The organism is Brenneria sp. g21c3, assembly GCF_040240345.1.
Taxonomy (GTDB): domain Bacteria; phylum Pseudomonadota; class Gammaproteobacteria; order Enterobacterales; family Enterobacteriaceae; genus Brenneria.
On sequence record NZ_JBEIAB010000005.1, the window covers coordinates 32933 to 56553 of the forward strand.

15 protein-coding genes and 1 pseudogene are annotated in these 23621 nt (G+C 57.2%); 4 read left to right on the plus strand and 12 right to left on the minus strand.

Annotated features, from left to right (window positions below):
• Nucleotides 1-59: 59 nt before the first annotated feature.
• The 11 genes and pseudogenes from nrdD to argL all read right to left on the minus strand — a co-directional run.
• Nucleotides 60-2198, minus strand: coding sequence for an anaerobic ribonucleoside-triphosphate reductase (nrdD, locus tag ABRZ28_RS09540; RefSeq protein WP_319606303.1), 2139 nt, complete (start codon nt 2196-2198; stop codon nt 60-62).
• Nucleotides 2199-2615: 417 nt separating this feature from the next.
• A complete protein-coding gene (locus ABRZ28_RS09545) occupies nt 2616-3353 on the minus strand; it encodes a proteasome-type protease (protein WP_319606304.1) in 738 nt (245 codons plus the stop codon).
• A gap of 21 nt (nt 3354-3374) precedes the next feature.
• Nucleotides 3375-4199, minus strand: coding sequence for a transglutaminase family protein (locus tag ABRZ28_RS09550; RefSeq protein ID WP_330520133.1), 825 nt, complete (start codon nt 4197-4199; stop codon nt 3375-3377).
• Nucleotides 4196-5125: an alpha-E domain-containing protein gene (locus tag ABRZ28_RS09555; RefSeq protein WP_319606306.1), complete on the minus strand. Its 930-nt coding sequence runs from the start codon at nt 5123-5125 to the stop codon at nt 4196-4198. Before ABRZ28_RS09555 ends, ABRZ28_RS09550 begins: the two co-directional genes overlap by 4 nt.
• The gene (locus tag ABRZ28_RS09560) at nt 5125-6558 is read right to left on the minus strand and encodes a circularly permuted type 2 ATP-grasp protein (protein WP_319606307.1); all 1434 of its coding nucleotides are present in this window, start codon (nt 6556-6558) and stop codon (nt 5125-5127) included. The genes ABRZ28_RS09555 and ABRZ28_RS09560 overlap by 1 nt, the downstream gene beginning before the upstream one ends.
• A gap of 309 nt (nt 6559-6867) precedes the next feature.
• Nucleotides 6868-7254 (minus strand): 2-iminobutanoate/2-iminopropanoate deaminase, encoded by a 387-nt coding sequence (gene ridA, locus ABRZ28_RS09565; protein ID WP_319606308.1) that lies wholly within the window; start codon nt 7252-7254, stop codon nt 6868-6870.
• Between the two features lie 138 nt (nt 7255-7392).
• Complete coding sequence (gene pyrI / locus ABRZ28_RS09570; RefSeq protein ID WP_319606309.1) at nt 7393-7857, minus strand: aspartate carbamoyltransferase regulatory subunit; 465 nt, start codon at nt 7855-7857, stop codon at nt 7393-7395.
• An 18-nt stretch (nt 7858-7875) separates the two neighbouring features.
• Nucleotides 7876-8811 carry an aspartate carbamoyltransferase gene (pyrB, locus tag ABRZ28_RS09575; RefSeq protein WP_319606310.1) on the minus strand — a complete coding sequence of 312 codons (936 nt, stop codon included), beginning with the start codon at nt 8809-8811 and terminating at the stop codon, nt 7876-7878.
• 121 nt (nt 8812-8932) lie between these two features.
• A complete protein-coding gene (locus ABRZ28_RS09580) occupies nt 8933-9148 on the minus strand; it encodes a hypothetical protein (RefSeq protein WP_330520134.1) in 216 nt (71 codons plus the stop codon).
• A 215-nt stretch (nt 9149-9363) separates the two neighbouring features.
• Nucleotides 9364-10371: an ornithine carbamoyltransferase gene (gene argF, locus ABRZ28_RS09585; protein WP_330520135.1), complete on the minus strand. Its 1008-nt coding sequence runs from the start codon at nt 10369-10371 to the stop codon at nt 9364-9366.
• A 28-nt stretch (nt 10372-10399) separates the two neighbouring features.
• Nucleotides 10400-10447: pseudogene (argL, locus tag ABRZ28_RS24285) on the minus strand (putative translational regulatory protein ArgL); the annotation flags it as partial.
• A gap of 86 nt (nt 10448-10533) precedes the next feature.
• On the opposite strand from argL, the gene rraB reads away from it, so the two are divergent.
• Complete coding sequence (gene rraB / locus ABRZ28_RS09590; RefSeq protein ID WP_330520136.1) at nt 10534-10959, plus strand: ribonuclease E inhibitor RraB; 426 nt, start codon at nt 10534-10536, stop codon at nt 10957-10959.
• 172 nt (nt 10960-11131) lie between these two features.
• On the opposite strand, the gene ABRZ28_RS09595 is transcribed toward rraB, so the two are convergent.
• Nucleotides 11132-11635 (minus strand): GNAT family N-acetyltransferase, encoded by a 504-nt coding sequence (locus ABRZ28_RS09595; RefSeq protein ID WP_330520137.1) that lies wholly within the window; start codon nt 11633-11635, stop codon nt 11132-11134.
• Nucleotides 11636-12331: 696 nt separating this feature from the next.
• Between ABRZ28_RS09595 and ABRZ28_RS09600 the strand changes: the two genes are divergently transcribed.
• The 3 genes from ABRZ28_RS09600 to ABRZ28_RS09610 are packed head-to-tail and all read left to right on the plus strand — an operon-like array spanning nt 12332 to nt 23513.
• Nucleotides 12332-13972, plus strand: a complete 1641-nt coding sequence (locus ABRZ28_RS09600) for a ShlB/FhaC/HecB family hemolysin secretion/activation protein (RefSeq protein ID WP_330520271.1) — start codon at nt 12332-12334, stop codon at nt 13970-13972.
• Complete coding sequence (locus ABRZ28_RS09605; protein ID WP_330520138.1) at nt 13972-14520, plus strand: toxin-activating lysine-acyltransferase; 549 nt, start codon at nt 13972-13974, stop codon at nt 14518-14520. Before ABRZ28_RS09600 ends, ABRZ28_RS09605 begins: the two co-directional genes overlap by 1 nt.
• Entirely contained in the window at nt 14517-23513 is an 8997-nt protein-coding gene (locus ABRZ28_RS09610; RefSeq protein WP_330520139.1) for a two-partner secretion domain-containing protein, read from the plus strand. Before ABRZ28_RS09605 ends, ABRZ28_RS09610 begins: the two co-directional genes overlap by 4 nt.
• Nucleotides 23514-23621 lie beyond the last annotated feature (108 nt).

Genomic DNA, 23621 nt, shown 5'->3' on the forward strand with positions numbered 1-23621 from the left:
GGGAGATATCTCCGGCAAGGGCGGCTTGCCGGAGTGCGACGAGATCTATCCGGCGTAAATTAACCGAGTTGCCCGTTGCCTAAGTGTTTGATCCGGCGTTTGACTTCTTCCTGCTTACCGGCGTTGAACGGGCGGGCGTCCGGGCTGCCGAGGTAGCCGCAAACCCGCCGGGTAACGGATACGCGCGACGAATCGTGATTGCCGCATTTCGGGCAGGTAAACCCCTTGCTGGTACACTCGAACTCGCCGGTGAAGCCGCATTCGTAGCATTCATCGATCGGCGTATTGGTGCCGTAATAAGGTACGCGGTTGTAGCTGTAATCCCAGACGTCTTCCAGCGCCTTCAGGTTATGTTGCAGGTTGGGATACTCGCCGTAGCAGATGAAGCCGCCGTTCGCCAGATGCGGGTAAGGCGCTTCGAAGTCGATTTTCTCGTACGGGTTGACCTTCTTCTCCACATCCAGATGGAAGCTGTTGGTGTAATAGCCTTTGTCCGTCACGCCTTTGATCACGCCGAATTCGGCGGTATCCAGACGGCAGAAGCGATCGCACAGGTTTTCGCTCGGCGTGCTGTACAGGCTGAAGCCATAACCGGTTTCTTCTTTCCATTGGTCGGTCGCTTTTTTCAGGCGCGCGACGATAGCCACCGCTTTTTCACGCAGCGTGTCATTATCGAATACGTGTACCTCGTTGCCGAACAGCGCGTTGATGGTTTCGTGGATGCCGATGTAACCCAGAGAAATGGACGCGCGCCCATTTTTGAAGATCTCCGCCACGCTGTCGTCCGCTTTTAAGCGCACGCCGCAGGCGCCTTCCATATACAGAATCGGCGCGACGCGCGCCTTCACGTTCTCCAGCCGGGCGATACGCGTCATCAGCGCTTTTTTCGCCAACGCCAAACGCTGGTCGAGCAGCGTCCAGAAGCGGTTTTCATCGCCGTCGGCTTCCAGCGCGATACGCGGCAGGTTCAGGCTGATGACCCCAAGATTGTTGCGGCCGTCGTGGATTTGCTCGCCGTTTTCCTCGTAGACGCCAAGGAAGCTGCGGCAGCCCATCGGCGTTTTGAATGAGCCGGTCACTTCAACGACCCGATCGTAATTCAGAATATCCGGATACATGCGCTTGCTGGCGCATTCCAGCGCCAGTTGCTTGATGCTGTAATTCGCATCGCCAGGCTTACGGTTCAGCCCGTCGCGCACGGCAAACACCAGTTTGGGGAATACCGCCGTTTTGTGATTTTTGCCTAACCCGGCGATACGATTGCGCAGAATCGATTCCTGGATCAATCTGGATTCCCAACTGGTACCCAGCCCAAAACCGAAGGTGACGAACGGCGTCTGGCCGTTGGCGGTATGCAGGGTGTTGACTTCGTACTCCAGGGACTGGAAGGCGTCGTAACACTCTTTTTCCGTCCGGGTGCGGGCATAGCCTTCCTCATCGGGAATATGCCATTCCCGCGCCACGGCCTGATGCTTTTTATGGCTGGCGGCGACGAACGGCGCCAGAATTTCATCGATGCGGTTAATCGTCGTGCCGCCGTAAATATGGCTGGCGACCTGAGCAATGATCTGCGCGGTGACGGCGGTGGCGGTAGAAATCGATTTCGGCGGTTCGATTTCCGCGTTGCCCATCTTGAATCCTTTGGTCAGCATGCCGCCGAGGTCAATCAGCATGCAGTTGAACATCGGGAAAAAGGGCGAGTAATCAAGATCGTGGTAGTGGATCTCGCCGCGCTCATGGGCAAGCACCACATCACGCGGCAGGATATACTGTTTGGCGTAGTGTTTGGCCACGATGCCGGCCAGCAGATCGCGCTGGGTAGGGATGACTTTACTGTCTTTATTGGCGTTTTCGTTCAGCAAAGCCATATTGCTCTGCTCCACCAGCCCGCGGATCTCCTGGTTCAGCCGGCCGTGGCGTTCGCGCGCGATATCGCGGTCATGGCGATATTCTATATAGGTACGCGCCAGCTGCTTGTATTTGCCGGACATCAACAGATTTTCAACTGCATCCTGGATATGGCGAATATCTACGCGTCGTTTATCCTGCATTTGTTGGGCGACGGCGGCGGCCACGGTCGCACAGTAATCAGAATCGTCGATACCAGCAGCTTGTGCCGCTCGCTCTACGGCCTCTTTGATACGAATTTCATCAAAAGGTACCTGGCAGCCATCCCGTTTAATCACTACTGGTTTCACGTTCTGTTCCTCTGTTGATGTTATCCACAGGTAAACCACAGCGGTAAATAAAGAAGGTCCGCTGTGGATGACATTGTGGATAACCACTATATATGGATATTTTTAATATAATAGACCCTATATGTAGTTCTTGGTTCGAGAAAGTACGCGTTTTGTTGATCTAAAACAAAGAATTCAGAACTCAGCCGAAAGGCTGCTCAGCGCGCATTTTTTGTACAGTTAAAGGCGCTTGATTTGGCTCATTTTTTTGGATGGGGTCAACATGTTGCATTTTTGAAGAAGGCGTCAGCTTTTTTATTGCTGGCGCATTTTTGCGCTTGTCACTCGTTTTCAGCGATACCGGATATTACGTTCGATGATGGACGGCGGGTCGCCTGTCACCTTTACAGCGCCTGATATGCGGCGCTCCGTTTTCCCTTATCGCTCAGCAACCGGAAAAGGCGGGAGCTGGCGAAACGTATTCAGCAGCCCTTCCGACCACGCCTTGCGGATCTTGATGAAGTAGTCATCGCTTTCGGTGATACGTTGCTGCCCGCCGGCATCGAAACTGTCCGCACGATAAATCATCACGTCCAGCGGCAGCCCCACCGACAGGTTGCTGCGCAGGGTTGAGTCAATGGAGATCAGCGCGCAGCACATCGCCTGTTCGAGCGGCGTATCCATGCTCAGCACCCGGTCGATAATCGGTTTCCCGTATTTGCTCTCGCCAATCTGAAAATACGGCGTGTCTTTGGTGGCCTCGATAAAGTTGCCTTCCGGGTAAATATGGAACAGCCGCGGCTCTTCGCCGCTAATCTGGCCGCCGAGAATAAGGTTGCAGCCGAAATTGGTATTGCTGCCGCTTTGCTGGGATTGACTGTCGCGGTAGATCACTTCGCGCACGGTTTCTCCCAGCAGCATCGCCGCATCGTACATGGAGTCGGCCTGCAACAGGTTCGGCGTTTCCTGCGCCTCGATGCGCGCGCTAAGCAGGCTGATGATGCTTTGCGTGGTGGCCAGATTGCCGGCGGATTGGATCACCAGAACGCGTTGACCCTCATCATGAAAAACATGAAGTTTTTTGAAAGTCGCAATATGATCGACTCCGGCATTGGTACGGGAATCTGAAGCAAACACTAAACCGTCGGACAGACGCATGGCCACACAGTACGTCATAACCACCTTCTCGTTAAAAATTTACTGTTGCTGCTGTACCTGCTGTTGTCGTTCAAACAGCCGGACTTCAGCCTCGGAAAACATCTCTTCACATCCGCCGCCGACCCGCGTACCGCGAACCGGACAGGCATCAAGATAATCCATGCCGACCGCCAACAGCAAATGCTGATTGAGCTGACAGGTATTGTTCGTAATATCAAAACTTTGCCAGCGATCATTGAGCCACGCCTGCGCCCAGGCGTGCATAGCCACATGCTGCGTATCCTCACTGTAGACATAGCCGCTGGCATAGCGGGCGGGGATATTCAGGCTGCGGCAGCAGGCCAGAAAAACATGGGTATGATCCTGACAGACGCCCTTTTGCATGGCGAACGCTTCGGCCGCGGTGTCCTGCACCTGCGTTGCGCCGGGAGTATACGGCATTTTCAAGCGCAATTCCGTCATCAATGCGATCAGACTTTCTTCGGGCGACGCCGGCTGATAATAACGCCTGGCGAATTCGCGGATATTGCGATCGGCCTCCGTCAGCGGCGTGGCGCGCAAGAACACCAGCGGCGAGAGCGTATCGGTCTCGCTGTGATAATAAGGTTCTTCTGCGTTATCGGCGATTTCCACCACGCCTTGAGCGTGAATGGTGATGTCGCGATGCGGCATGTCGAGGGTCAGCACATGCATGATGTTGCCGTAGGTATCGGTGGTGGCGACGGCCGAAGCGGGCAGCGTCAGGTTCCACGACTGAATCTGCTGACGGGCTGAATTCTGCGGCGTCAGGCGCAGATACTGGGTGCTGAACTTCACTTCCTCATCGTAACGATAATGCGTCAGGTGATTAATGGTCAGTTTCATAGCGCCTCCAGATAGGTGTGACGGATACTGTCAGCCAGTTCATTGATTTTAATTAAAAAGTGCTTCAGATAGGCGTCCAGCCCCTCTTCCATAATGTCGTCCATCGTGCTGAAACGCAGCTCGACGTTCAGAAGATGGGCCAGGCGTCGGGGCTCTTTGGCCCGCTTGCTGCCGATGGCCTCCAACTGCTGCACCAGATCGTCCACGCAGGCGTGCAGCGAACGCGGCACATCCTCACGTAATATCAGCAGTTCGGTCACGGTTTCACGGCTGATCGGCTGGCGATAGATGCTATGGTAGGCCTCGCGGGCGCTGACCGCCCGCAGCAGCGTATCCAGCCGGTAATATTCACGCACGGGATCCGGGTCGCTATTCAACTGCTGGTTTTTCAAATCGAGCAGTTGCGCGGTGGCGTAGGCGCGTTCGATCAGCGTGCCGAGCCGGATAAAGTTTTGCGCGTCGCCGCGCAGCAAGGTGCCGAACATCGCGCCCCGGAACAGGTGCGCGCGCTCCTTAACCCAGTCGAAGAAGGCGTCAATGCCGATTTTATCCACCCCCTGATAGCGCAGGTTGCGAATATCGATCCGGGTGGCGTTGATGCATTCCCAGATTTCGGAAGAGAGACTGCCGCGCACGGCGTGGGCGTTATTCCAGGCCATCTCGATGCAGTTATAAATACTGCTGGGGTTTTGGCTGTCCAGCGCGAAGAAATTCAGCAGGTTGTTCATGGAGAAACGCGAATAACGTTCCTGAAACAACTCATGCGTATAGGTCAGGTTCAGCGGTAGCGCCAAATCGCGCTGCTGCTGGCTGTGACGCGGCATCATGGACAGCTTGTAGGTCACGTCCAGAACCCGGGCGAGGCTTTCGGCCCGCTCCAGATAACGGGCCATCCAATAGAGTTCACTGGCTGTACGGCTTAACATTATTCATCCTCCTCCATGACCCAGGTATCTTTGGTGCCGCCGCCTTGCGAGGAGTTGACCACCAATGAACCTTCCGTTAATGCGACGCGGGTCAGACCGCCGGGAATCAGGCGGATCTCTTCCCCTGACAGCGCGAACGGGCGCAAATCGATATGGCGGGGAGCCAGTCCGTCTTCCACAAAGGTCGGGCAGGTGGAGAGCGCCAGCGTTTCCTGAGCGATATAATTGTGCGGATTCGCCAACAGGCGCTGGCGGAAATCCTCGATTTCCCGACGCGTCGCCCGCGGGCCGACCAACATGCCGTATCCTCCCGCGCCGTGTACTTCTTTCACCACCATGCTATCCAGGTTGTTGAGTACATGGCTCAACGCTTTGGGATCGCGGCATTGCCAGGTCGGGATATTGCCCAAAATCGGTTCTTCAGACAGGTAGAAGCGGATCATCTCCGGGACGTAAGGATAGATGGACTTATCATCCGCGACGCCGGTGCCGATGGCGTTCGCCAGCACCACGCCGCCGGCGCGGTACACCGACAGCAGACCGGGGACGCCCAGCATGGAGTCCGAGCGGAACGCCAGCGGATCGAGGAACGCGTCATCCACCCGGCGATAAATGACGTCCACCCGGCACGGGCCTTCGGTGGTGCGCATGTAGACCGCGCCTTCTTTCACAAACAGATCGGCGCTTTCCACCAGTTCGACGCCCATCTGCTGAGCGAGGAAACTGTGTTCGAAATAGGCGCTGTTGAATCGCCCCGGCGTCATCACCACCACGGTGGGGTCGTCGACCAGCGTGCTTTCCCGCAGCGTTTGCAGCAGATAGCTGGGGTAACGTTCGACGGGGGCGATATGCTGTCTGGCGAAGAGATCCGGATAGAGCCGCATCATCATTTTGCGGTTTTCCAGCATGTAGGACACGCCGGAAGGGGTGCGCAGGTTATCCTCCAGCACGTAATAATTACCATCGCTGTTGCGCACCATATCGATACCGGTGATATGGGCGTAAATGTTGTTGTGTAAATGCACCCCCTGCATACAGGGTTGGTATTGCTCGTTCGCCAGCACCTGTTCGCTGGGAATAATACCGGCTTTAAGAATATGCTGTTGATGATAGATATCGTACAAAAAGGCATTCAGCGCTTGTACCCGCTGGCGAATGCCGAGATCGAGCAGGCGCCATTCGTGAGCGGGAATAATGCGCGGGACGCTGTCGAAAGGAATTAAACGTTCGGTGCCGCCTTCTTCGCCATAGACGTTGAAGGTGATGCCTACGCGGTGAAACAACAGTTCAGCCTGCTCTTTTTTTTGTCTGATTGCCTGTTGATCGGTCTGTTGCAGCCATTGCCAATAGGAATTGTAGTGTTGGCGTTGTTCGCCTTCTGCGGAAAGCATCTCGTCATAGTAAGACGGTATTGGAAGCGTCATTTTTATCATTGTCATCCTCTGGCATCACGCTGAAAAAGTGATAACAGGATGATGCATAAAATGCGCCATATTGAAAAAACGGGCGAATGTGCCGGTATTGCCATTTTTTCGCACTGCGCTGGTGCGTGGCTTTCCATGAATGCACTATTTCGGTGGGGCGAGAAAACGTCATGGCGAGCAAGGGAGGGGAAAACGGCTGGGAACGTTTCTCAATAAAGCAATGCGTCGGCCTGCGGCGTGGCGGGCAAAAAACCACCCGCCGGCAACAAGACGCCACTAAAGGGTGCGTCTTTGGGGCATGATGCTCAATAATGGGGCTTAGCGACGTACCGCGATCGCTTCAATTTCGATTTTTACATCTTTGGGCAGACGAGCGACTTCGACGCAGGAACGGGCGGGAAACGGCGCATTATGTTCGCTAAAGAAAGCCTCATAGGCGGCGTTGACGGTGGTGAAATCGTTCAAATCTTTAACGAATACCGTCGTTTTAACGATATCGGAAACTTTCAGACCGGCGGCTTCCACAATGGCCTGAACGTTAGCCAGAGACTGGCGCGCCTGAGCCGTCACGTCATCGGCGACCAGACCGGTTTTCGGATCGACGGGGATCTGGCCGGAAGTGATGATAAGGCTGCCCAGATCGACGCCCTGAACATAAGGGCCAATGGCTGCCGGAGCGTGTTCGGTGCTGATGTTGCGTGACATAGTATCTCCTTGTGTGACGTATCAATAACGCGAAGATGCCATTATTCAAAAAAGCGCCGCCTCAGGCAATGATTGCGAGCGGAACGCGCCGAAGAAACCGTCGGCGCGTTCTTTTATGATTAATATCAAAGGGCGGAATCAGTGATTCTGCAATACCGCCTGCCGCTCAAATTCTTTTTCGCAGTATTTACACTTCAACTGCACTTCGCCTTCGCGCAGCTTCACGCGGAATGAGGATGAAACCGGCTCTGTGCGGCTGATGCAGTTGCTGTTCGGGCAGGTTAAGACATCGTCGATGTGATCGGGCAGCGTCGGCGCCAGTTTGCGCACCACATTGTAGTCATCGATCTGGTTTACCGTGGCCTGCGGCGCATATATCGCCAGTTGGTTCGCCTGCTGTTCGGTGAGGAAAACATTTTCGATTTTGATCAGATCCTTGCGGCCAAGCTGGTTGGAGGGCAGGTTCAGGCCGATGGTAATACGCTGGTCCGTCGCGGTCAGTTTGAATAAGGTCAGCAGCTTAAAGCCCACCTGCGCGGGGATGTGGTCGATAACCGTGCCGCGTTTGATGGCTTCCACCTGTAATTTATTATCGTGAGTCATGACTATTCCTCTTTTCTCTCACAGAACCAGTTCGCGATTCAATACCATCGCCAGCAGCGCCTGACGGGCGTAAATACCATTTCCCGCCTGTTGGAAGTAGTAAGCGTAGGGGGTTTTATCCACGTCAGTGGTGATTTCGTCAATGCGCGGCAGCGGGTGCAGCACTTTCAGGTTGGCGCGCGCGTGGTCCAGATCGGCGGCCCGCAGAATGAACTGCGCCTTGATGTTGATGTATTCGGACGGGTCCAAACGCTCTTTCTGTACCCGGGTCATGTACAGAATATCCAGATCGGCGACCACGTCCTCAATGCTGCTGTGCAGGCTGTAGGTAATGTTTTTTTCTTCCAGCATTTTCAGAATGTAATCCGGCATCGCCAGCGCATCCGGGGCGATGAAGTAGAAACGGTTGCCCTCGAATTTCGCCAGCGCCTGGGTAAGCGAGTGAACGGTGCGGCCGTATTTCAGGTCGCCCACCATGGCGATATTGATGTTGCTCAGGCGGCCCTGGGTTTCTTGTATGGTGAACAGGTCGAGCAGCGTTTGCGTCGGATGCTGGTTGGCGCCGTCGCCGGCGTTGAGTACCGGAATACCGCCGGAAAATTCGGTGGCGAGGCGGGAGGCGCCTTCCTGGGGATGACGCATGACGATCGCATCCACATACTGGCTGATGACCGAGATGGTGTCGGCCAGCGTTTCGCCTTTTTTGCCCAGCGAGGTGTTGCTGCTGTCGGCAAAGCCAACGACGGAGGCGCCCAGGCGGTGCATGGCGGTTTCAAAAGATAACCGGGTGCGCGTTGACGCCTCGAAAAAACAGCTGGCGATCACTTTGTGTTTTAACAACTCGGGTTGGGGATTCGCTTTCAGACTGGCGGCAACCTGCAATGCCAGTTCCAGATCCTCGCGACTGAGATCGTTAATTGAAATGACATGTTTTTGATAAAGCGGATTGACCATTTTTATATTTTCTCCCAACGGTTAGGCCTGATAAGCAGATATTCGCCACAAACGACGGCTCGAAGGGTGACCGCCAGGGATGGCTGGCCACAAAAAAAAAGCCCCTCAACGAGGGGCTTTTTTATGAACGATCGGTCAAGCAATGGAAGGAAAACGCCTGCCGGCTGCCGGACGGCAGTTGTGGTTGATAACCAGCATGAACGGCGAATTTTTTTATGCAGCGGCGCATGTTCCCTCCCGGCAAATTGTCGGGAATTATACGCTCAGAAGAGGCCAATTCAAGCGTGAAACCTGATTTTTTTACAATCCCGCACCCCGTGATTCCCAATGCCGTCATCCCGCAGTTCCAATACCGTCATCCCCGCGTCAGTAGGCGGGGATCTGCCGCTGGAACCGTGAATAGCCCTTGACTGATTCCCGCCTGCGCGGGAATGACAGCAACACCCGATCCCCGCCAGCGCGGGGATGACGGGACGGGAGTATTGCAAGGGGGGACGGGGAAAGCGTGGCTGATAACGCCGGCGTTCCTCTCCGATATATCAACCGGCAGAATCAATCCTGACTCAGCGTCGCCACCATCACGGCTTTAATGGTGTGCATGCGGTTTTCCGCCTGATCGAACACGATGCTGTGCGCGGACTCGAACACCTCATCGGTGACTTCCATACCGCCATGCAGGCCGTACTGTTCGGCCATTTGTTTGCCGAGCGTGGTCTGGTCGTCATGAAACGCCGGCAGACAGTGCAGGAATTTCACCTGTGGATTACCGGTCGCGGCAATCATCGCCATGTTGACCTGATAAGGTTTCAGCAGGGCGATACGTTCCTGCCAGACTTCCTTGGGTTCGCCCATGGATACCCAGACGTCGGTATAGATGTAGTCGACATCGGCCACGCCGGCGGCGATATCCTCCGTCAGGGTGATGTTGCCGCCGGTTTGTTTGGCGACCGCCTGACACTCCGCCACCAGTCCCGCTTCCGGCCAGCAGGCCCTGGGCGCGATCAGACGTAAATCGAGCCCGGTCAAGGCGGCGGCTTCCAGCATGGTATTGCCCATATTGTTACGGGCGTCGCCCACGTAGGCCATTTTCATCTCCGACAGCGGTTTGGCCGGTAAATGTTCCTGCATCGTCAGCAGATCCGCCAGCAGTTGCGTCGGATGGAATTCGTCCGTCAGCCCGTTCCAGACCGGGACGCCGGCATATTGCGCCAGCGTTTCGACGATTTGCTGGCCGTAGCCGCGATACTGAATGCCGTCGTACATTCTTCCCAGGACGCGCGCCGTATCCTTGATGGATTCTTTATGGCCGATTTGACTGCCGCTCGGCGCCAGGTAGGTCACCTGCGCTCCCTGATCGTATGCAGCAACTTCGAAAGAGCAACGCGTACGGGTTGAATCTTTTTCGAAGATGAGTGCGATGTTTTTGCCATGCAAACGGCGGACTTCTTTGCCGCTTTTTTTATCGGCTTTCAGTTCCGCCGCCAGGGCCAAAAGGTTGGCGATGTCCACTGGCGAAAAATCCATTAATCTTAAAAAATGACGCTTGTAAAATGACTTCATGACGCATATCTCCAGACTGATCAATGCTAATGATTGAATTAAAATTCACTTTATATGTGTAATTATTCAAATTCAAGTGCCAGAGGCAAACTTTATGGTGGAGACGGCCGCAGGGCTGTGGGAGAATGGCGCAATATTACGTCGGTTAATGAGGACTGAGGAATGGCAAACCGCGAATTGCTGGAAGAACAACGTGAAGAAACACGGCTGATCATCGAAGAACTGCTGGATGACGGCAGCGATCCGGATGCGCTTTATACCATTGAGCACCATTTCTCGGCCGAGAAATTCGACGTGCTGGAAAAAGTCGCCGTAGAGGCGTTCAAGCTGGGCTATGAAGTGACGGATGCGGAAGAGCTGGAAGTGGAAGACGGCGTTCTCTTGATGTGCTGCGACGCGATCAGCGAAGTATCGTTGAATGCGGAGGCGATCGACGCTCAGGTGGAACAGCTTCTGACGCTGGCTGAACAGTATGGCGTGAACTATGACGGCTGGGGTACCTACTTTGAAGATCCCGATGGCGAAGAAGGCGAGGAAGGGGACGACGAAGACTTCTATGACGAAGACGATGACGGAAAACGTCATTAAGCATGAGTTTCTTAGCGCCGTGGGGAAAACCCACGGCTGAGCTGGCTGACATCCTGTCCGCAATTGTCGCGAAATCCCATTACCGCATTTTCCCCATCCGTTTATTCCACGCCGTTGAACCCGCAACGATCCTGAGCGCGCACAAAGGGAAAAGAGGGAGGACGGGATGACGCTACAGCGTTTTCAGCATGTTCACTTCACAATCGGTGTGTCGGGTATTGCCCATGGCGTGGGGGATATGTTCGAAGCCCAGCGACTGGTACAAGCGGATGGCGCTGGTTAAATGCGCGGTCGTTTCCAGATAGCAGCGGCGGAAACCGTGTTGACGGGCAAAATCCAGCGCCAGCAAAGCGAGTTGTCTGGCCAGTCCCTTGCCGCGCAGAACCGGTAAAAAATACATTTTTTGCAGTTCGCACACATCCGCATCGCCGCCTGTCAGCGGCGCGATGCCGCCGCCGCCGACGACTTCACCTTCATACTCCAGTATCCAATAGGCGCTGTCCGGCTGACTGTACAGTTCAAACAGGCTATCCAGATTCGGGTCGGATACGGTGTAGCCTTTGTCGGCCGTCAAATTGAATTCAGCGGACACGCGGCGGATAACACGAGCGATAGCCGCGTTGTCTTGCGCCGCGATCGGACGAATTCGATAGTTGGCGGGGATGGCGGTTGTCATGATATTTACTCTTGTTGTTGCGGTCTCGGGTTCACACCAGTGCTGGCGATTGTAATACCATTGAATCCTGATTTGATGCAATGACCGATTGCTGCCGACGGGGGCTAAGCGTAATGGCGATGCGGCGATGAACCGGCGCAAGACGAGAATGCGCCTACAGTACAGTGAAGCACGGCATAAAACGGATCGCCGTTTAGCTGGTTACCGGCGCGGCTGTACGGACCAAAAGGGTCATACAAGCGTGCCGTAGCGCTCTGTTATTATAAAATGGTTATATAAAATTCCGTCATAAATAAAATTATCGGAAAATAATATTTATTCATTATTAATATGCCGGGTTTCCCGGCATCTATTTCTAATAAAAATGCACATCAGCATAATTAATACGCCACGCGTTGTTTTATGGCGATCGCATGGCTTTTTTATCTGCGGCCCAGAACGCTTAACATGTTCACTTCCTTAAAGTATTTGCCTTTTATCTGATATCCGCGCGAATGAGATTCTTCTTATTTCAGAAATCCTGTTTTCGGTGTGAATATGTAACCAATCATTTAATTCTATGGTACAAAAATAATGACAAGGATTGCTCCTTTCGATTATTTGTATAAAAAAATCAAATCATTAAATAACTCTCGCCGTTCAGGAACGTATTTTTTACGTTATTTGCTATTAACGGTTCCTTTACCTTTCTTTGCAATGCCGGCGAATGCGGCCGATCAGATCGATAACCGGCAGATTAACCAGCAGCAGATCAATCAACAGGAACGGCAGCGGGCGCAGGAGCGCCAATTGACGCCGCAGGCGCCGGATGTTCGTTTACAGCAGCCCGGTTCTTTTCTGACTCGCCTGCATTTCCCGGTGGAAATGACCCGGTGCTTCCCGATCAAAAAAGTCGAACTGCATGGCACTCAGGCGTTCCCAGGCTGGCTGCCGTTGCAGCGGCTGGCCGATCAGGCGGTGGATCATTGTCTGGGCGCGAAAGGGATCAATTTGCTGATGAGCGCTTTGCAGAACCGTCTGATCGATCACGGCTATGTAACCGCGCGCGTTCTGGCGCCGGCGCAGGATCTGAACAGCGGTACGCTGACGCTTGCCATCGTGCCGGGCTACGTCCGCAGCGTGAAACTGACGGCGGACAGCGATGACTATATTCGGCTCTACAGCGCTTTTCCGGCGCATGAGGGGAACCTGCTCGACCTGCGCGATATCGAACAGGGGCTGGAAAATTTGCAGCGCCTGCCCACCGTACAGGCGAGCATGGAAATTATTCCCGGAGAACAACCGGGCGAGAGCGATATCGTCATTACCCGCAAGCAGGAAAAGATGTGGCGTCTCGGCCTGTCGCTCGATGACTCCGGCACCAGAAGCACCGGCCGCTATCAGGGGGGCGCCACGCTGTCGCTGGATAATCCCTTCTCACTCAGCGATCTCCTTTATGTCTCCGCCAGCCGCGATTTGCATGGCGAAGGCGGTAAGAGAAGCCGCAATTATATGGCGCATTACTCGGTTCCCTTTGGTTACTGGACGCTGGGCGTTACCGGCAGCGATTATGACTATCACCAGACGGTGGCCGGTTTAAATGAGGATTACCTGTACAGCGGCAAAAGTAAAAATCTCGATGTGCAGTTAAGCCGCGTGCTGCACCGCAGCAGCAGCCAGAAAACGACGTTTACCTATAACGTACTGGCGCGCGAAACCCGCAACTATATCAATGACACCGAGGTGGAGGTGCAGCGTCGCCAGACCGCCGCATGGCGCCTGGGGCTGCAACACCGTCACTATATCGGCCAGGCCACGCTTGACGCCGGCGTCAGCTACCAGCGCGGCACCCGTTGGTTCGGCGCGCGTCCTGCGCCGGAGGAGTTTGCCGGCGATGCCACCGCGCTCGGCAAAATTCTTGCGTTTAACGCCCAGCTTGACGTGCCTTTCACCATCGGCTCGCAGACGTTCCGCTACAACGTGCAGTACCTGCGCCAGATGAGCAACACGCCGCTGACTCCCCAGGATCAGTTCGCTATCGGCAACCGCTGGACGGTGCGCGGTTTTGATGGCGAACGCACGCTGAACGCCAGCAGCGGTTGGTATGTGCGTAACGATCTGGCCTGGCGGACGCCGTTGCCGAATCAGGAACTGTATCTGGGCGCCGATTACGGCGAAGTGAGCGGCGCGGTGACGGAGCAACTGGTCGGCAATCATCTGGCGGGCGGCGTCGCCGGTCTGCGCGGTTACGTACTCAATACCAGTTATGACCTGTTTGCCGGCGTGCCTTTCTCGAAACCGGACGGCTTTGAAACCGACCCCGTCACGCTTGGGTTCAACCTTCACTGGAGCTGGTAATGCGCGTCGGAAATTATGATATCAAAGCGCCGCTGATCCTGGGCGGCGAGGCGAACGAAGCGGAAGCGCTCGGCGCTTCCGTATGGCTGTGGATGCACTCGCCGTTGCATCGCGATGCGCCGTTACATGCGCTGCCGACGCTGCTGCTGCCCATCATCAAACGCCGGCAGTATGTATTGGTCGCCGAGCAGACGCGTCCGGTTTTCTTTCTGAGCTGGGCGTGGCTCAACCTGGAATCGGAAGCGCGCTACCTGACCCGTCCCGCCATCCATATGAAGGAAGAGGACTGGGACAGCGGCGATCGGATGTGGCTTTGCGACTGGATCGCCCCTTTCGGCCATACCGCCGAGATGAACAAACTGATGCGGGATGACATTTTCCCCGACCTCTGCGCCCGCGCGTTGTACCACCGCGGGCGGGAACGCGGTAAACGCGTGTTGATGTTCCACGGCGCGCGCGTAAGCCGCGAAGCGGCGGGAAACTGGCGTAAAGCGCACCCATTAACCATTGAACTGCCGGAAGTTTTTACAGGAAGGACACCGGGATGAACAAGAATCTGTATCGTATCGTTTTTAACAAAGCGCGCGGCATGCTGATGGTGGTGGCGGATATCGCCCGCTCCGGACGCGCCGGTTCTTCGCCTTCTTCCGGCATTGGGCATACGCATGCTCGTCTCATCGGCAAAGTCGGCGCGATCAGCTTCGGCATCTGGTTGGCGATGGGGGCGATACAGCCCGCGCAGGCGAATATTGTGGCTGACCGCGGCGCGCCGAAAAACCAGCAGCCGACCATTCTCAACAGCGCCAACGGCACGCCGCAGGTCAATATTCAGACGCCCTCCGCAGGCGGCGTCTCGCGCAACAATTTCAGCCAGTTCGATGTCGATCAGAAAGGCGTCATCCTCAATAACTCGCGGAAAAACACGCAGACGCAGTTGGGGGGAATGGTGACGGGCAACCCGTGGCTGGCCAAAGGCGAGGCCAAAATCATCCTCAATGAGGTCAACTCGCGCGACCCGAGCCGGCTGAATGGTTTTGTGGAGGTGGCGGGCAACAAGGCGCAGGTGGTGATCGCCAACCCGTCCGGCATTACCTGTAGCGGCTGCGGCTTTATCAACGCCAATCGCGCCACGCTCACCACCGGCCAGGTGCAGATGAACAACGGCAACATCACCGGCTATAACGTCGAGCGCGGAGAGGTGACGGTGGATGGCGCGGGAATGGATACCTCCGGCGCCGATTACACCGATATCATCGCCCGTTCGGTAAAAGTCAACGCCGGGCTGTGGGCAAAAGATTTGAAGGTCACCACCGGGCGCAACAAGGTTGATGCCGGGCATGACCGTATCGAACAAACCGCCGGCGATGCCGCCACCGCCCCGCAACTGGCGGTGGATACCTCCGCTCTCGGCGGCATGTACGCGGGTAAAATCCGCATGGTCGGCACCGAAAGCGGCGTGGGCGTGCGGAATGCGGGCGCCATCGGCGCGCAGGCCGGCAGCGTGGTGATTACCGCCGACGGGCGTATTGAAAACAGCGGGGCCATCGGCGCCGGCGGCGACGCGCAACTGGCGTCGAACAGCGGCATCAGCAATAGCGGCGCGATTCGCGCCGGGAATAACGCCGACATCCGGAGTAACGGCGCGCTCAGCAACAGCGGCTCCGTCATTGCGGGCAACAATGCGCAACTCCAGGCCGCCACGCTGACCAGCAGTAAGGGAAGCCTGCTGGCGGCAGGCGTGAAAGATAACGGGAAACTGGCGGATAAAGGCGATTTGCAATTGAGCGCCGGCGGCCAGTTGAACGCGCACGGCACGACGCTGGCGGGCGGCAACATCAGCGTCCGCGCTCAGGGGGCGGATCTCAGCGCCAGCCAGACGCAGGCAACGCAGGTTGAACTGGACGCCGGGAAAGGCAATCTCAACACGCAAAACGCTCAGGTTTACGCGCAGCGGTTGACGGCGAGTACCGACGGGCGACTGAACAACGATGGCGGTACGCTTAGCGCCGACGCGCTCACCCTTTCCGCGCAGAGCATGTCAAACCGGCAGGGCGAAATCGTCCAGACCGGCAGCGGCGATCTGTCGCTAAACCTGCCGGGCGCGCTGAATAACCGGCAGGGTAACATCGCCGCCAATGGCAACGTCGACTTAGACGTCCAGTCGCTTGACAATCAGAGCGGCAAGGTGCTGGCGGCGCAGAACGGCAGCCTGAAGGCGCAGGTGAAAGGCGCGCTGGATAACCGGAAAGGGACGCTGGCGGCGGTCGGGAATACGACCGTCAACGCCGACGCGCTCAACAATGAAGAAGGTCTGATCTCCGCTTCGACCGGCAAAGGCGAGATTCGCAGCCGACAGGCCGTCAACAACCGCAAAGGACGCATTGAGGCGTCCCAATCTCAGCGCATTGAATCCGCCGGGCTGGGGAATCAGCAGGGCGTGGCGCTGGCCGAGAAGCTCGATCTGGCGCTGAATGAGGGTACGCTTAATAATCAGTCCGGCATGCTGCTCTCTTATGGCGCGATGGGGATCAACAGCGGCGCGCTGGATAACCGGAACGGCTCGGTAATCAGCCGCGGCGCGCTGACCTACAAAGGTCTGACGGTGGACAACAGCAACGGGTTGTTCGGCTCGGAACAGGCGCTGGCGGCAGACTTCGCCACCTTCCTTAATGCAGGCGGTTCGATCAAATCCGGCGGCGGAATGACGCTTAACGCCGGCCAATGGCTGGACAACAGCGGCGGCGTCATCGGCGCGAATAACGCGTTCTCGCTTGACGCCGGCGAACTGCGCAACCGGCAAGGTACGCTGGTCAGCGGCGAGTCGGCGTTGATTAACGCCGATACTCTGGACAACCGGGGCGGACAACTGGCGGCGCAAACAGGGTTGACGCTTCGCGGCGGGCGGATCAACAACGACGACGGCGGTCTGATTCAGAGCGGCGGCGCGTTAGGCGTCAGCGTCGGCGAGCTCACTAACCGCAACAGCGGCGAGAAAGGCGGTTTGGTGAGTCAGGAGGCTATGACGTTGGCGACCGATTCTTTCGCCAATAGCCACGGCCTTATCCTTGCCGGCGACACCTTCTCATTGACCGGCGGCCAGTTTGACAACGCCTACGGGCAGTTGGTCGCCGCCAATGCGCTGACGTTCTCGTTAAGCGACGGACTGACGAACCGCGCCGGGCTGATTCAGGGCGGCAGCGTCGCGCTTGATGCTCAGGGGCAGGCGTTCGACAACTCCGCGGGGACGCTCAACAGCCTCGGCGAGCTGACGCTGAACAGCGGCGTAGTGAATAATCAGGGCGGTACGCTGGCGGCCAAAGGCGCGCTCGATCTGACGGCCGCGGATCTGGATAACCGCGGCAAGGGGCGTGTTATCGGTGAATCGAACGTCGGTTTGCATACCGGCAGGCTGCAAAACGGCGGCGGTCAGATTCAGTCGGTGGGCGATTTGTTGATCGATAACGCCAAAGGCGCGGTGGATAACGTCTCCGGGCTTATCCGCAGCGGCGCGAATCTGACCCTTAATGCGCTTAATTTGGTTAACCGCAACACCCAGGGCGCGAATCAGGGGCTGGAAGGCCAGACCGTCAACCTCAGCGCCAGCGGACTCAACAACCAGAACGGCAGCATCCTGGCCGATAGCGCGCTGACGATTAGCAATAACGGCGAGTTGAACAACAGCGCGGGGACGCTGGCCGCTGCCGGCGCGCTGAACGTGAACGGTTCGGGACTGAATCTCATCAACCGGGACGGCGTGGCGAAGGCCGGCGAGCAACTGGATATCCGGGCGAATAACATTGACGGCAGCGGGCAATTGCTATCGCTTGGCGACATGACGCTGCAAAGCAATCAGTCGTTCGCCAATAGCGGTACGACGATCGCCAACGGCGATGTCACGCTCGTCACGCCGGCAAGCATTACCAACAGCGGCAGTCTGCTGGCGGGAGGGACGCTCGATCTGCACGGCGGCGACCTGACGAATGCGGCCGACGGCGAAATCAATGCCGGAGAGAACCGGCTGAACGTCGACGGCACGCTGCTTAACTACGGACTGATTGACGGCGGCTACACGCGTCTTACCGCCGATACGCTCACCAACAGCGGCAGCGGGCGTATTTACGGCGATTTCATCGGCGTGCATGCGGTAACGTTCAACAACCTGGCTGAAAACGGCGCGGCGGCCACGCTTGCCGGGCGCGAACGCGTCGATATCGGCGTGCGGACGCTTAACAACAGCGGGCACGGCCTGATCTATAGCGCGGGCGATATGGCTATCGGCGGCGCGCTGGCGGCCAACGGCGCGGCGACCGGGCTGGCGGATACCATCAACAACCACAGCGCCACCATCGAGTCCGCCGGGAATATGACGATTGCCGCCGGGCAGATCAATAACATCAACGACAACTTTTCCACCGAGTTCGTCACCGTTTCCAGCGGGCCGGTAACCGAATATCAGCATGCCGGCTCGCCCAACCGCTGGCAGGCCGACGAGGAGGGCGTTTTCGTCGACGGCAACTCATCAAACGGCCTGCGCAACCTGAACACGCCGGAAGATACCGGCGCGAACAACGACAGCTTCAGTCAGTACGACTACGTTCGTACGGTTCAGGAGACGCGGATTAAAACGTCCGACCCGGCGCAGATCCTCGCGGGCGGCGACATGACGTTCGCCGGCGATACGCTTTTCAACGATAAAAGCCGGATTGTCGCGGGCGGTACGCTGGCCATCAGCGACATGAAAGAGATTAAAAACGACGATGTGTCCGGCGAACGTCATACCAGCGATGCGGGTTGGGTGACGCACTACTATCGCATCCGTCATAAAGGATCGGATGAGCAGGGCGCGGATCGTTCCGTCTATACCCCGCCGACGGTGATTCAGACCATCGCGCTGAAGCCGGGTCAGCTTGTCGGCGACAGCGAGGTTCAGGGCAGCGCGATCGACCTTGCTACCCTGACGCCGCAGGCGATCGACGTGACCATCGGCCAGACGGGAACGGTCGCGGCGCAGGTGAATAGCGATGCGCGCGTGGCGCAATTGCAGACGGTTTCCGCCGGCGAACCGGTTACCCCGCCGCCGGGCCAGCAGTTTGAGGTTAATCCTCCCGAAGGGACTATCCGCATCGTCGGCCCGGACACGACATTGCCGGATAACAGCCTGTTCACCGTTAATCCATCGACGGACGTGCCTTATCTGGTGGAAACCGATCCGCGTTTCACCAATGAGAAACAGTGGCTCGGCAGCGATTATATGCAGGACGCGTTCAGTCAGAACGGCGATAACACCGCCAAGCGTCTGGGCGACGGCTACTATGAGCAGCGCTTGGTGCGCGAGCAGGTGATCAATCTGACCGGGCAGCGCTATCTTGAGGGCTACGCCAACGACGAAGAGCAATTTAAGGCGTTAATGGAGCAGGGCATTAAGTTCGGCAAAGCGTACTCGCTGAAGCTGGGCGTGGCGCTGACGCCGGATCAGATGTCGCTTTTGACCGGCGATATCGTCTGGCTGGTGAATACCGAGGTGAATATGCCGGATGGTTCACGGCAGTCGGTGCTGGTGCCGCAGGTTTACGCCAAAGTGAAACCCGGCGATATCGATGGCTCCGGGGCGTTGATGGCCGGCAACAATGTGGCGATGAAGCTCGACGGCGATTTGTTTAACCGCGGCACCATCGCGGGACGCAGCGTGGTGCAGTTGGATGCCGACAATATCATCAACCAGGCCGGTGTTATTCAGGGGGCCGATGTCCGCCTGAACGCCCGGACGGATATCAGCAATATCGGCGGTATTCTTCAGGGCAACGACAGTCTGCTGGCGGTCGCCGGCCGCGATATTAACGCGACCTCCACCACCCGCAGCGCGGAAAGCGCCGCGGATCGGAATCGTTTCGCCAGAACCACCCTCGACAGCGTGTCCGGTATTTACGTTCAGGGCGAGGACGGCAAATTTACCCTTCAGGCCGCTCGCGATCTGAACCTGACCGCCGCCCAGCTCGTGAACAGCGGCGAGAATGGCCAGACGCGGCTGGTCGCCGGACGGGATGTGAACCTGAATACCGTCTCGACCGCCAGCAGCGACGAGCTGGTCTGGGACGCGGAGAACACGCTGAAGCAAAGCCGGCGCGACAGCGTGGGCAGCGAAGTGGTCGCCAGCGGCGACGTGATACTGGCGGCGGGCAACGACATTGATGCACGGGCGGCGTCGCTCTCCTCAGAGAATGCGCTGCAACTGAGCGCCGGCCATGACGTGAATATTCAGGGGGCGGAGAACGTCCTCGATCTGGATGAGCGGCATAAGGTGACGGGCAGCAGCGGGTGGCTGTCGAAAACCACCACCCGCACGCATGACGTCGTTTCCCGTCAGACGATACAGGGCAGCGAGCTGAGCGGCGATACGGTGGACATCACGGCGGGCAATGACCTGACGGTGCTGGGCAGCAGCGTGGCGGGCAGCGGCGACGTATCGCTGCTGGCGGGCAACGATCTGAGCGTCGGCGGCATGAGCGAGCGCAATAGCGAACTGCATCAGAAACAGGAGAAAAAATCCGGCCTGATGAGCTCGGGCGGCATCGGTTTCAGCATCGGTACGCAAAGCCTGAAAATGACCGATACCGGTCAGGATACGACGCAACTGGGCAGCACCCTCGGCAGCGTGAACGGCGACCTGACGCTGGGGGCGGGCAATCATCTCGCGGTGACCGGTTCGGAACTGGTGGCGGGCAACGATATGACGCTCAGCGGCAAGCGCGTCGACATCGAAGCGGCGCGGAATCAGAGCCGGCAGACGCACGAAGTGGAGCAGAAAACGTCCGGCCTGACGCTGGCGCTTTCCGGTGCGGCGGGCAGCGCGCTCAGCAGCGCGGTGGCGGCGACGCAGGATGCGAAATCGGCGGGCAACAGCCGTCTTCAGGCGTTGCAGGGGGTCAAGGCGGCGCTGAGCGGCGTGCAGGCGACGCAGGCGGCCCGTCTGGACGCGGCGCAAGGGGGCGATCCGGCGAACAATAATACGGTGGGCGTCAGCCTTTCTTACGGCAGCCAGTCCTCGAAATCGACGCAGCGCAGCGAGCAGAGCACGGCGCAGGGCAGCAGCCTGGCGGCGGGCAACGATCTGAGCATCGCCGCGCAAGGCCGGGACGGCGATCTGACGGTACAAGGCAGCCAGCTCAAGGCGGGGAACAACGTGCAGCTTGCCGCGAAACGGGACATCAATCTGCTTTCGGCGGAAAACACCCAGCAGTTGGAGGGCAAAAACGAAAGCCGCGGCGGCAGCGTCGGGGTAGGGATCGGCGTGGGTTCCGGCGGCTGGGGCATCAGCGTTTCCGCCAGCGTCAACAAGGGCAAAGGCAGCGAGAGCGGCAACGGCGTCACCCATACGGAAACCACGGTGGATGCGGGACGTCAGGTGACGATGCTGAGCGGACGCGACACCACGCTCACCGGCGCGCAGGTGAGCGGCGAAACGGTGAAAGCGCAGGTGGGGCGCAACCTGACGATGACCTCGGAGCAGGACAGCGACCGCTACGACGCGAAGCAGCGTAACGCCAGCGCCGGCGGCAGCTTCACGTTTGGCTCGATGAGCGGCTCGGCGAACGTCAACCTGAGCCGGGAGAAAATGCACAGCAACTACGACTCGGTGGTTGAACAAACGGGCATCTTCGCCGGCAAGGGCGGCTTTGATGTAACGGTGGGCGAACATACCCAGCTCAACGGCGCGGTCATCGGTTCGACCGCGACGGCGGATAAAAACCGGCTCGACACGGGAACGCTGGGATTCAGCGATATAGAAAACCGGGCGGACTATGAGGTGGAGAGTCAGAGCGTGGGGATGAGCACCGGCGGCAGCATTGGCGGGCAGTTCGCGGGCAATATGGCGAATGGCCTGCTGGTGGGGGAAAACGGGGAAGGGCATGATAGCAGCACCACCCGCTCGGCGGTCTCGGAAGGGACGATAACGATCCGTAACCCGGACAGTCAGACGCAGGATGTGGCAGACCTGAGCCGCGATGTGGCGCAGGCGAACCAGACGCTCTCGCCGATATTCGACAAGGAAAAAGAGCAGCAGCGGTTGCAGGAAGCGCTGCTGATAGGCGAAATTGGCACTCAGGCGGCGGATATCGCACGCACGGAAGGGCAAATCCGGGCGATAAACGCCGGCAAGGCGGCGCTGGAAAAAGCGGGAACGAAAGAGCCGGGCGCGGATGCGAGCAAAGAAGATTGGAACAAGTACAATGCGCAACTGAGGGCGACCACGGCTTATAAAGCAGCCCAGCAAGCATGGGGAACAGGAAGCGCCATTCAGCAGGGCATTCAGGCGGCGACGGCGGCTGTACAGGGGCTTGCCGGCGGTGATATAACGAAAGCGCTGGCGGGGGCAAGCGCGCCGTATCTGGCGGAAGTCATCCACAACATGACGACGGACGCGAACGGTAAGGTAAACACCGAAGCCAACCTGATGGCGCACGCGGTGGTAGGGGCGGTAGTGGCGCAGTTGCAGGGCAACAGCGCGCTGTCAGGTGCGGCGGGGGCGACGGCAGGGGAATACATCGCCCAGCAGCTTTATCCCGGGGTATCGCGTGAAGCATTAACAGAGGAAGAGAAGCAGACCATCAGCGCGCTCTCAACGCTGGCGGCGGGACTGGCTGGCGGTCTTGCGGGAGACAGCACTTCGGGCGCATTGGCCGGCGCGCAGGCCGGAAAGAATGCGGTGGAGAATAACTTCCTCGGCGCAACATCTTCAGACAAACTCGACAAGGCTGTTGAGAAAATTAAGAACGGTGATAAGACATTAGCGACCGCTAATGAGCTGATTAAGCTGGAAAACGCCGATAAACGCAGTGATGCACTGGTGGATAAATTTACCAGAGACCCTTCACAAATGAGTAGTGCTGAGCAGGCTGAACTGGCGGGTTATCTGCGTGTTTATGCATCTGAGATGGAGAAGGAGTACGGTTCTGCTGTTTCGCAGGAACTGGTTAAAGGTTTGCTCTCAGGACAGGATTACATGAAACGTAACCCTGACTCTGAAGCGATGTCTAAGGCTCAGACAATCATGAACACCTGGGGCTATCACAAATCGAATGCCAGCATCGGCGATGCGCCTACCATACTCGTTGGCAGTGTGCTGGGTGTTACTGTGAAAGGTATGGCGGCTAATGCAGCAATTGGTGTGGGGGTTAATACAGGTGTTCAGCTTACCGGAAAAGATCCGTTCAGTTATGTGGATGCGATTATGGCCGGAGTAACCGCAGCCGCAACGACGGGGAAAGGTATTATAGCCTCAACCCCTATCAATATGGGTGGTGCAGCAATTGGCAGCAGTATTAAGGGGGAAGATCCGACTAACGCTGTTGCAGGTGCTGGAGCGGGTACTGTTATTGGTGGTGTCGGAGGTGAAGTAATAAAAGGGGCTACCTCAAAACTTGGAAAAGATGGCATATCTGATTTAACAGGTACAATTATCGGGGGCTACATCAGTGAGAAAACAGGAAATGCTGTAAAAGATACTCTCGATAAAAAGGACGATGCCAATGCTAAAAAATAGCCTTATCAGATTATCTAAGTTGATATTATGTTGCTTGGTTTTATTTTTAGTTGCTGATACGGCATCAGTACTTCTTACATCATTAATTATTTATTTTAAAAAGGATTT

Coding starts and splice junctions, on each gene's coding strand:
- ABRZ28_RS09545 (WP_319606304.1), bottom strand. CDS start 3,353: ATGACGTACTGTGTGGCCATGCGTCTGTCCGACGGTTTAGTGTTTGCT.
- ABRZ28_RS09550 (WP_330520133.1), bottom strand. CDS start 4,199: ATGAAACTGACCATTAATCACCTGACGCATTATCGTTACGATGAGGAA.
- ABRZ28_RS09555 (WP_319606306.1), bottom strand. CDS start 5,125: ATGTTAAGCCGTACAGCCAGTGAACTCTATTGGATGGCCCGTTATCTG.
- ABRZ28_RS09560 (WP_319606307.1), bottom strand. CDS start 6,558: ATGATAAAAATGACGCTTCCAATACCGTCTTACTATGACGAGATGCTT.
- ridA (WP_319606308.1), bottom strand. CDS start 7,254: ATGTCACGCAACATCAGCACCGAACACGCTCCGGCAGCCATTGGCCCT.
- pyrI (WP_319606309.1), bottom strand. CDS start 7,857: ATGACTCACGATAATAAATTACAGGTGGAAGCCATCAAACGCGGCACG.
- pyrB (WP_319606310.1), bottom strand. CDS start 8,811: ATGGTCAATCCGCTTTATCAAAAACATGTCATTTCAATTAACGATCTC.
- ABRZ28_RS09580 (WP_330520134.1), bottom strand. CDS start 9,148: ATGACGGCATTGGGAATCACGGGGTGCGGGATTGTAAAAAAATCAGGT.
- argF (WP_330520135.1), bottom strand. CDS start 10,371: ATGAAGTCATTTTACAAGCGTCATTTTTTAAGATTAATGGATTTTTCG.
- rraB (WP_330520136.1), top strand. CDS start 10,534: ATGGCAAACCGCGAATTGCTGGAAGAACAACGTGAAGAAACACGGCTG.
- ABRZ28_RS09595 (WP_330520137.1), bottom strand. CDS start 11,635: ATGACAACCGCCATCCCCGCCAACTATCGAATTCGTCCGATCGCGGCG.
- ABRZ28_RS09600 (WP_330520271.1), top strand. CDS start 12,332: ATGCCGGCGAATGCGGCCGATCAGATCGATAACCGGCAGATTAACCAG.
- ABRZ28_RS09605 (WP_330520138.1), top strand. CDS start 13,972: ATGCGCGTCGGAAATTATGATATCAAAGCGCCGCTGATCCTGGGCGGC.
- ABRZ28_RS09610 (WP_330520139.1), top strand. CDS start 14,517: ATGAACAAGAATCTGTATCGTATCGTTTTTAACAAAGCGCGCGGCATG.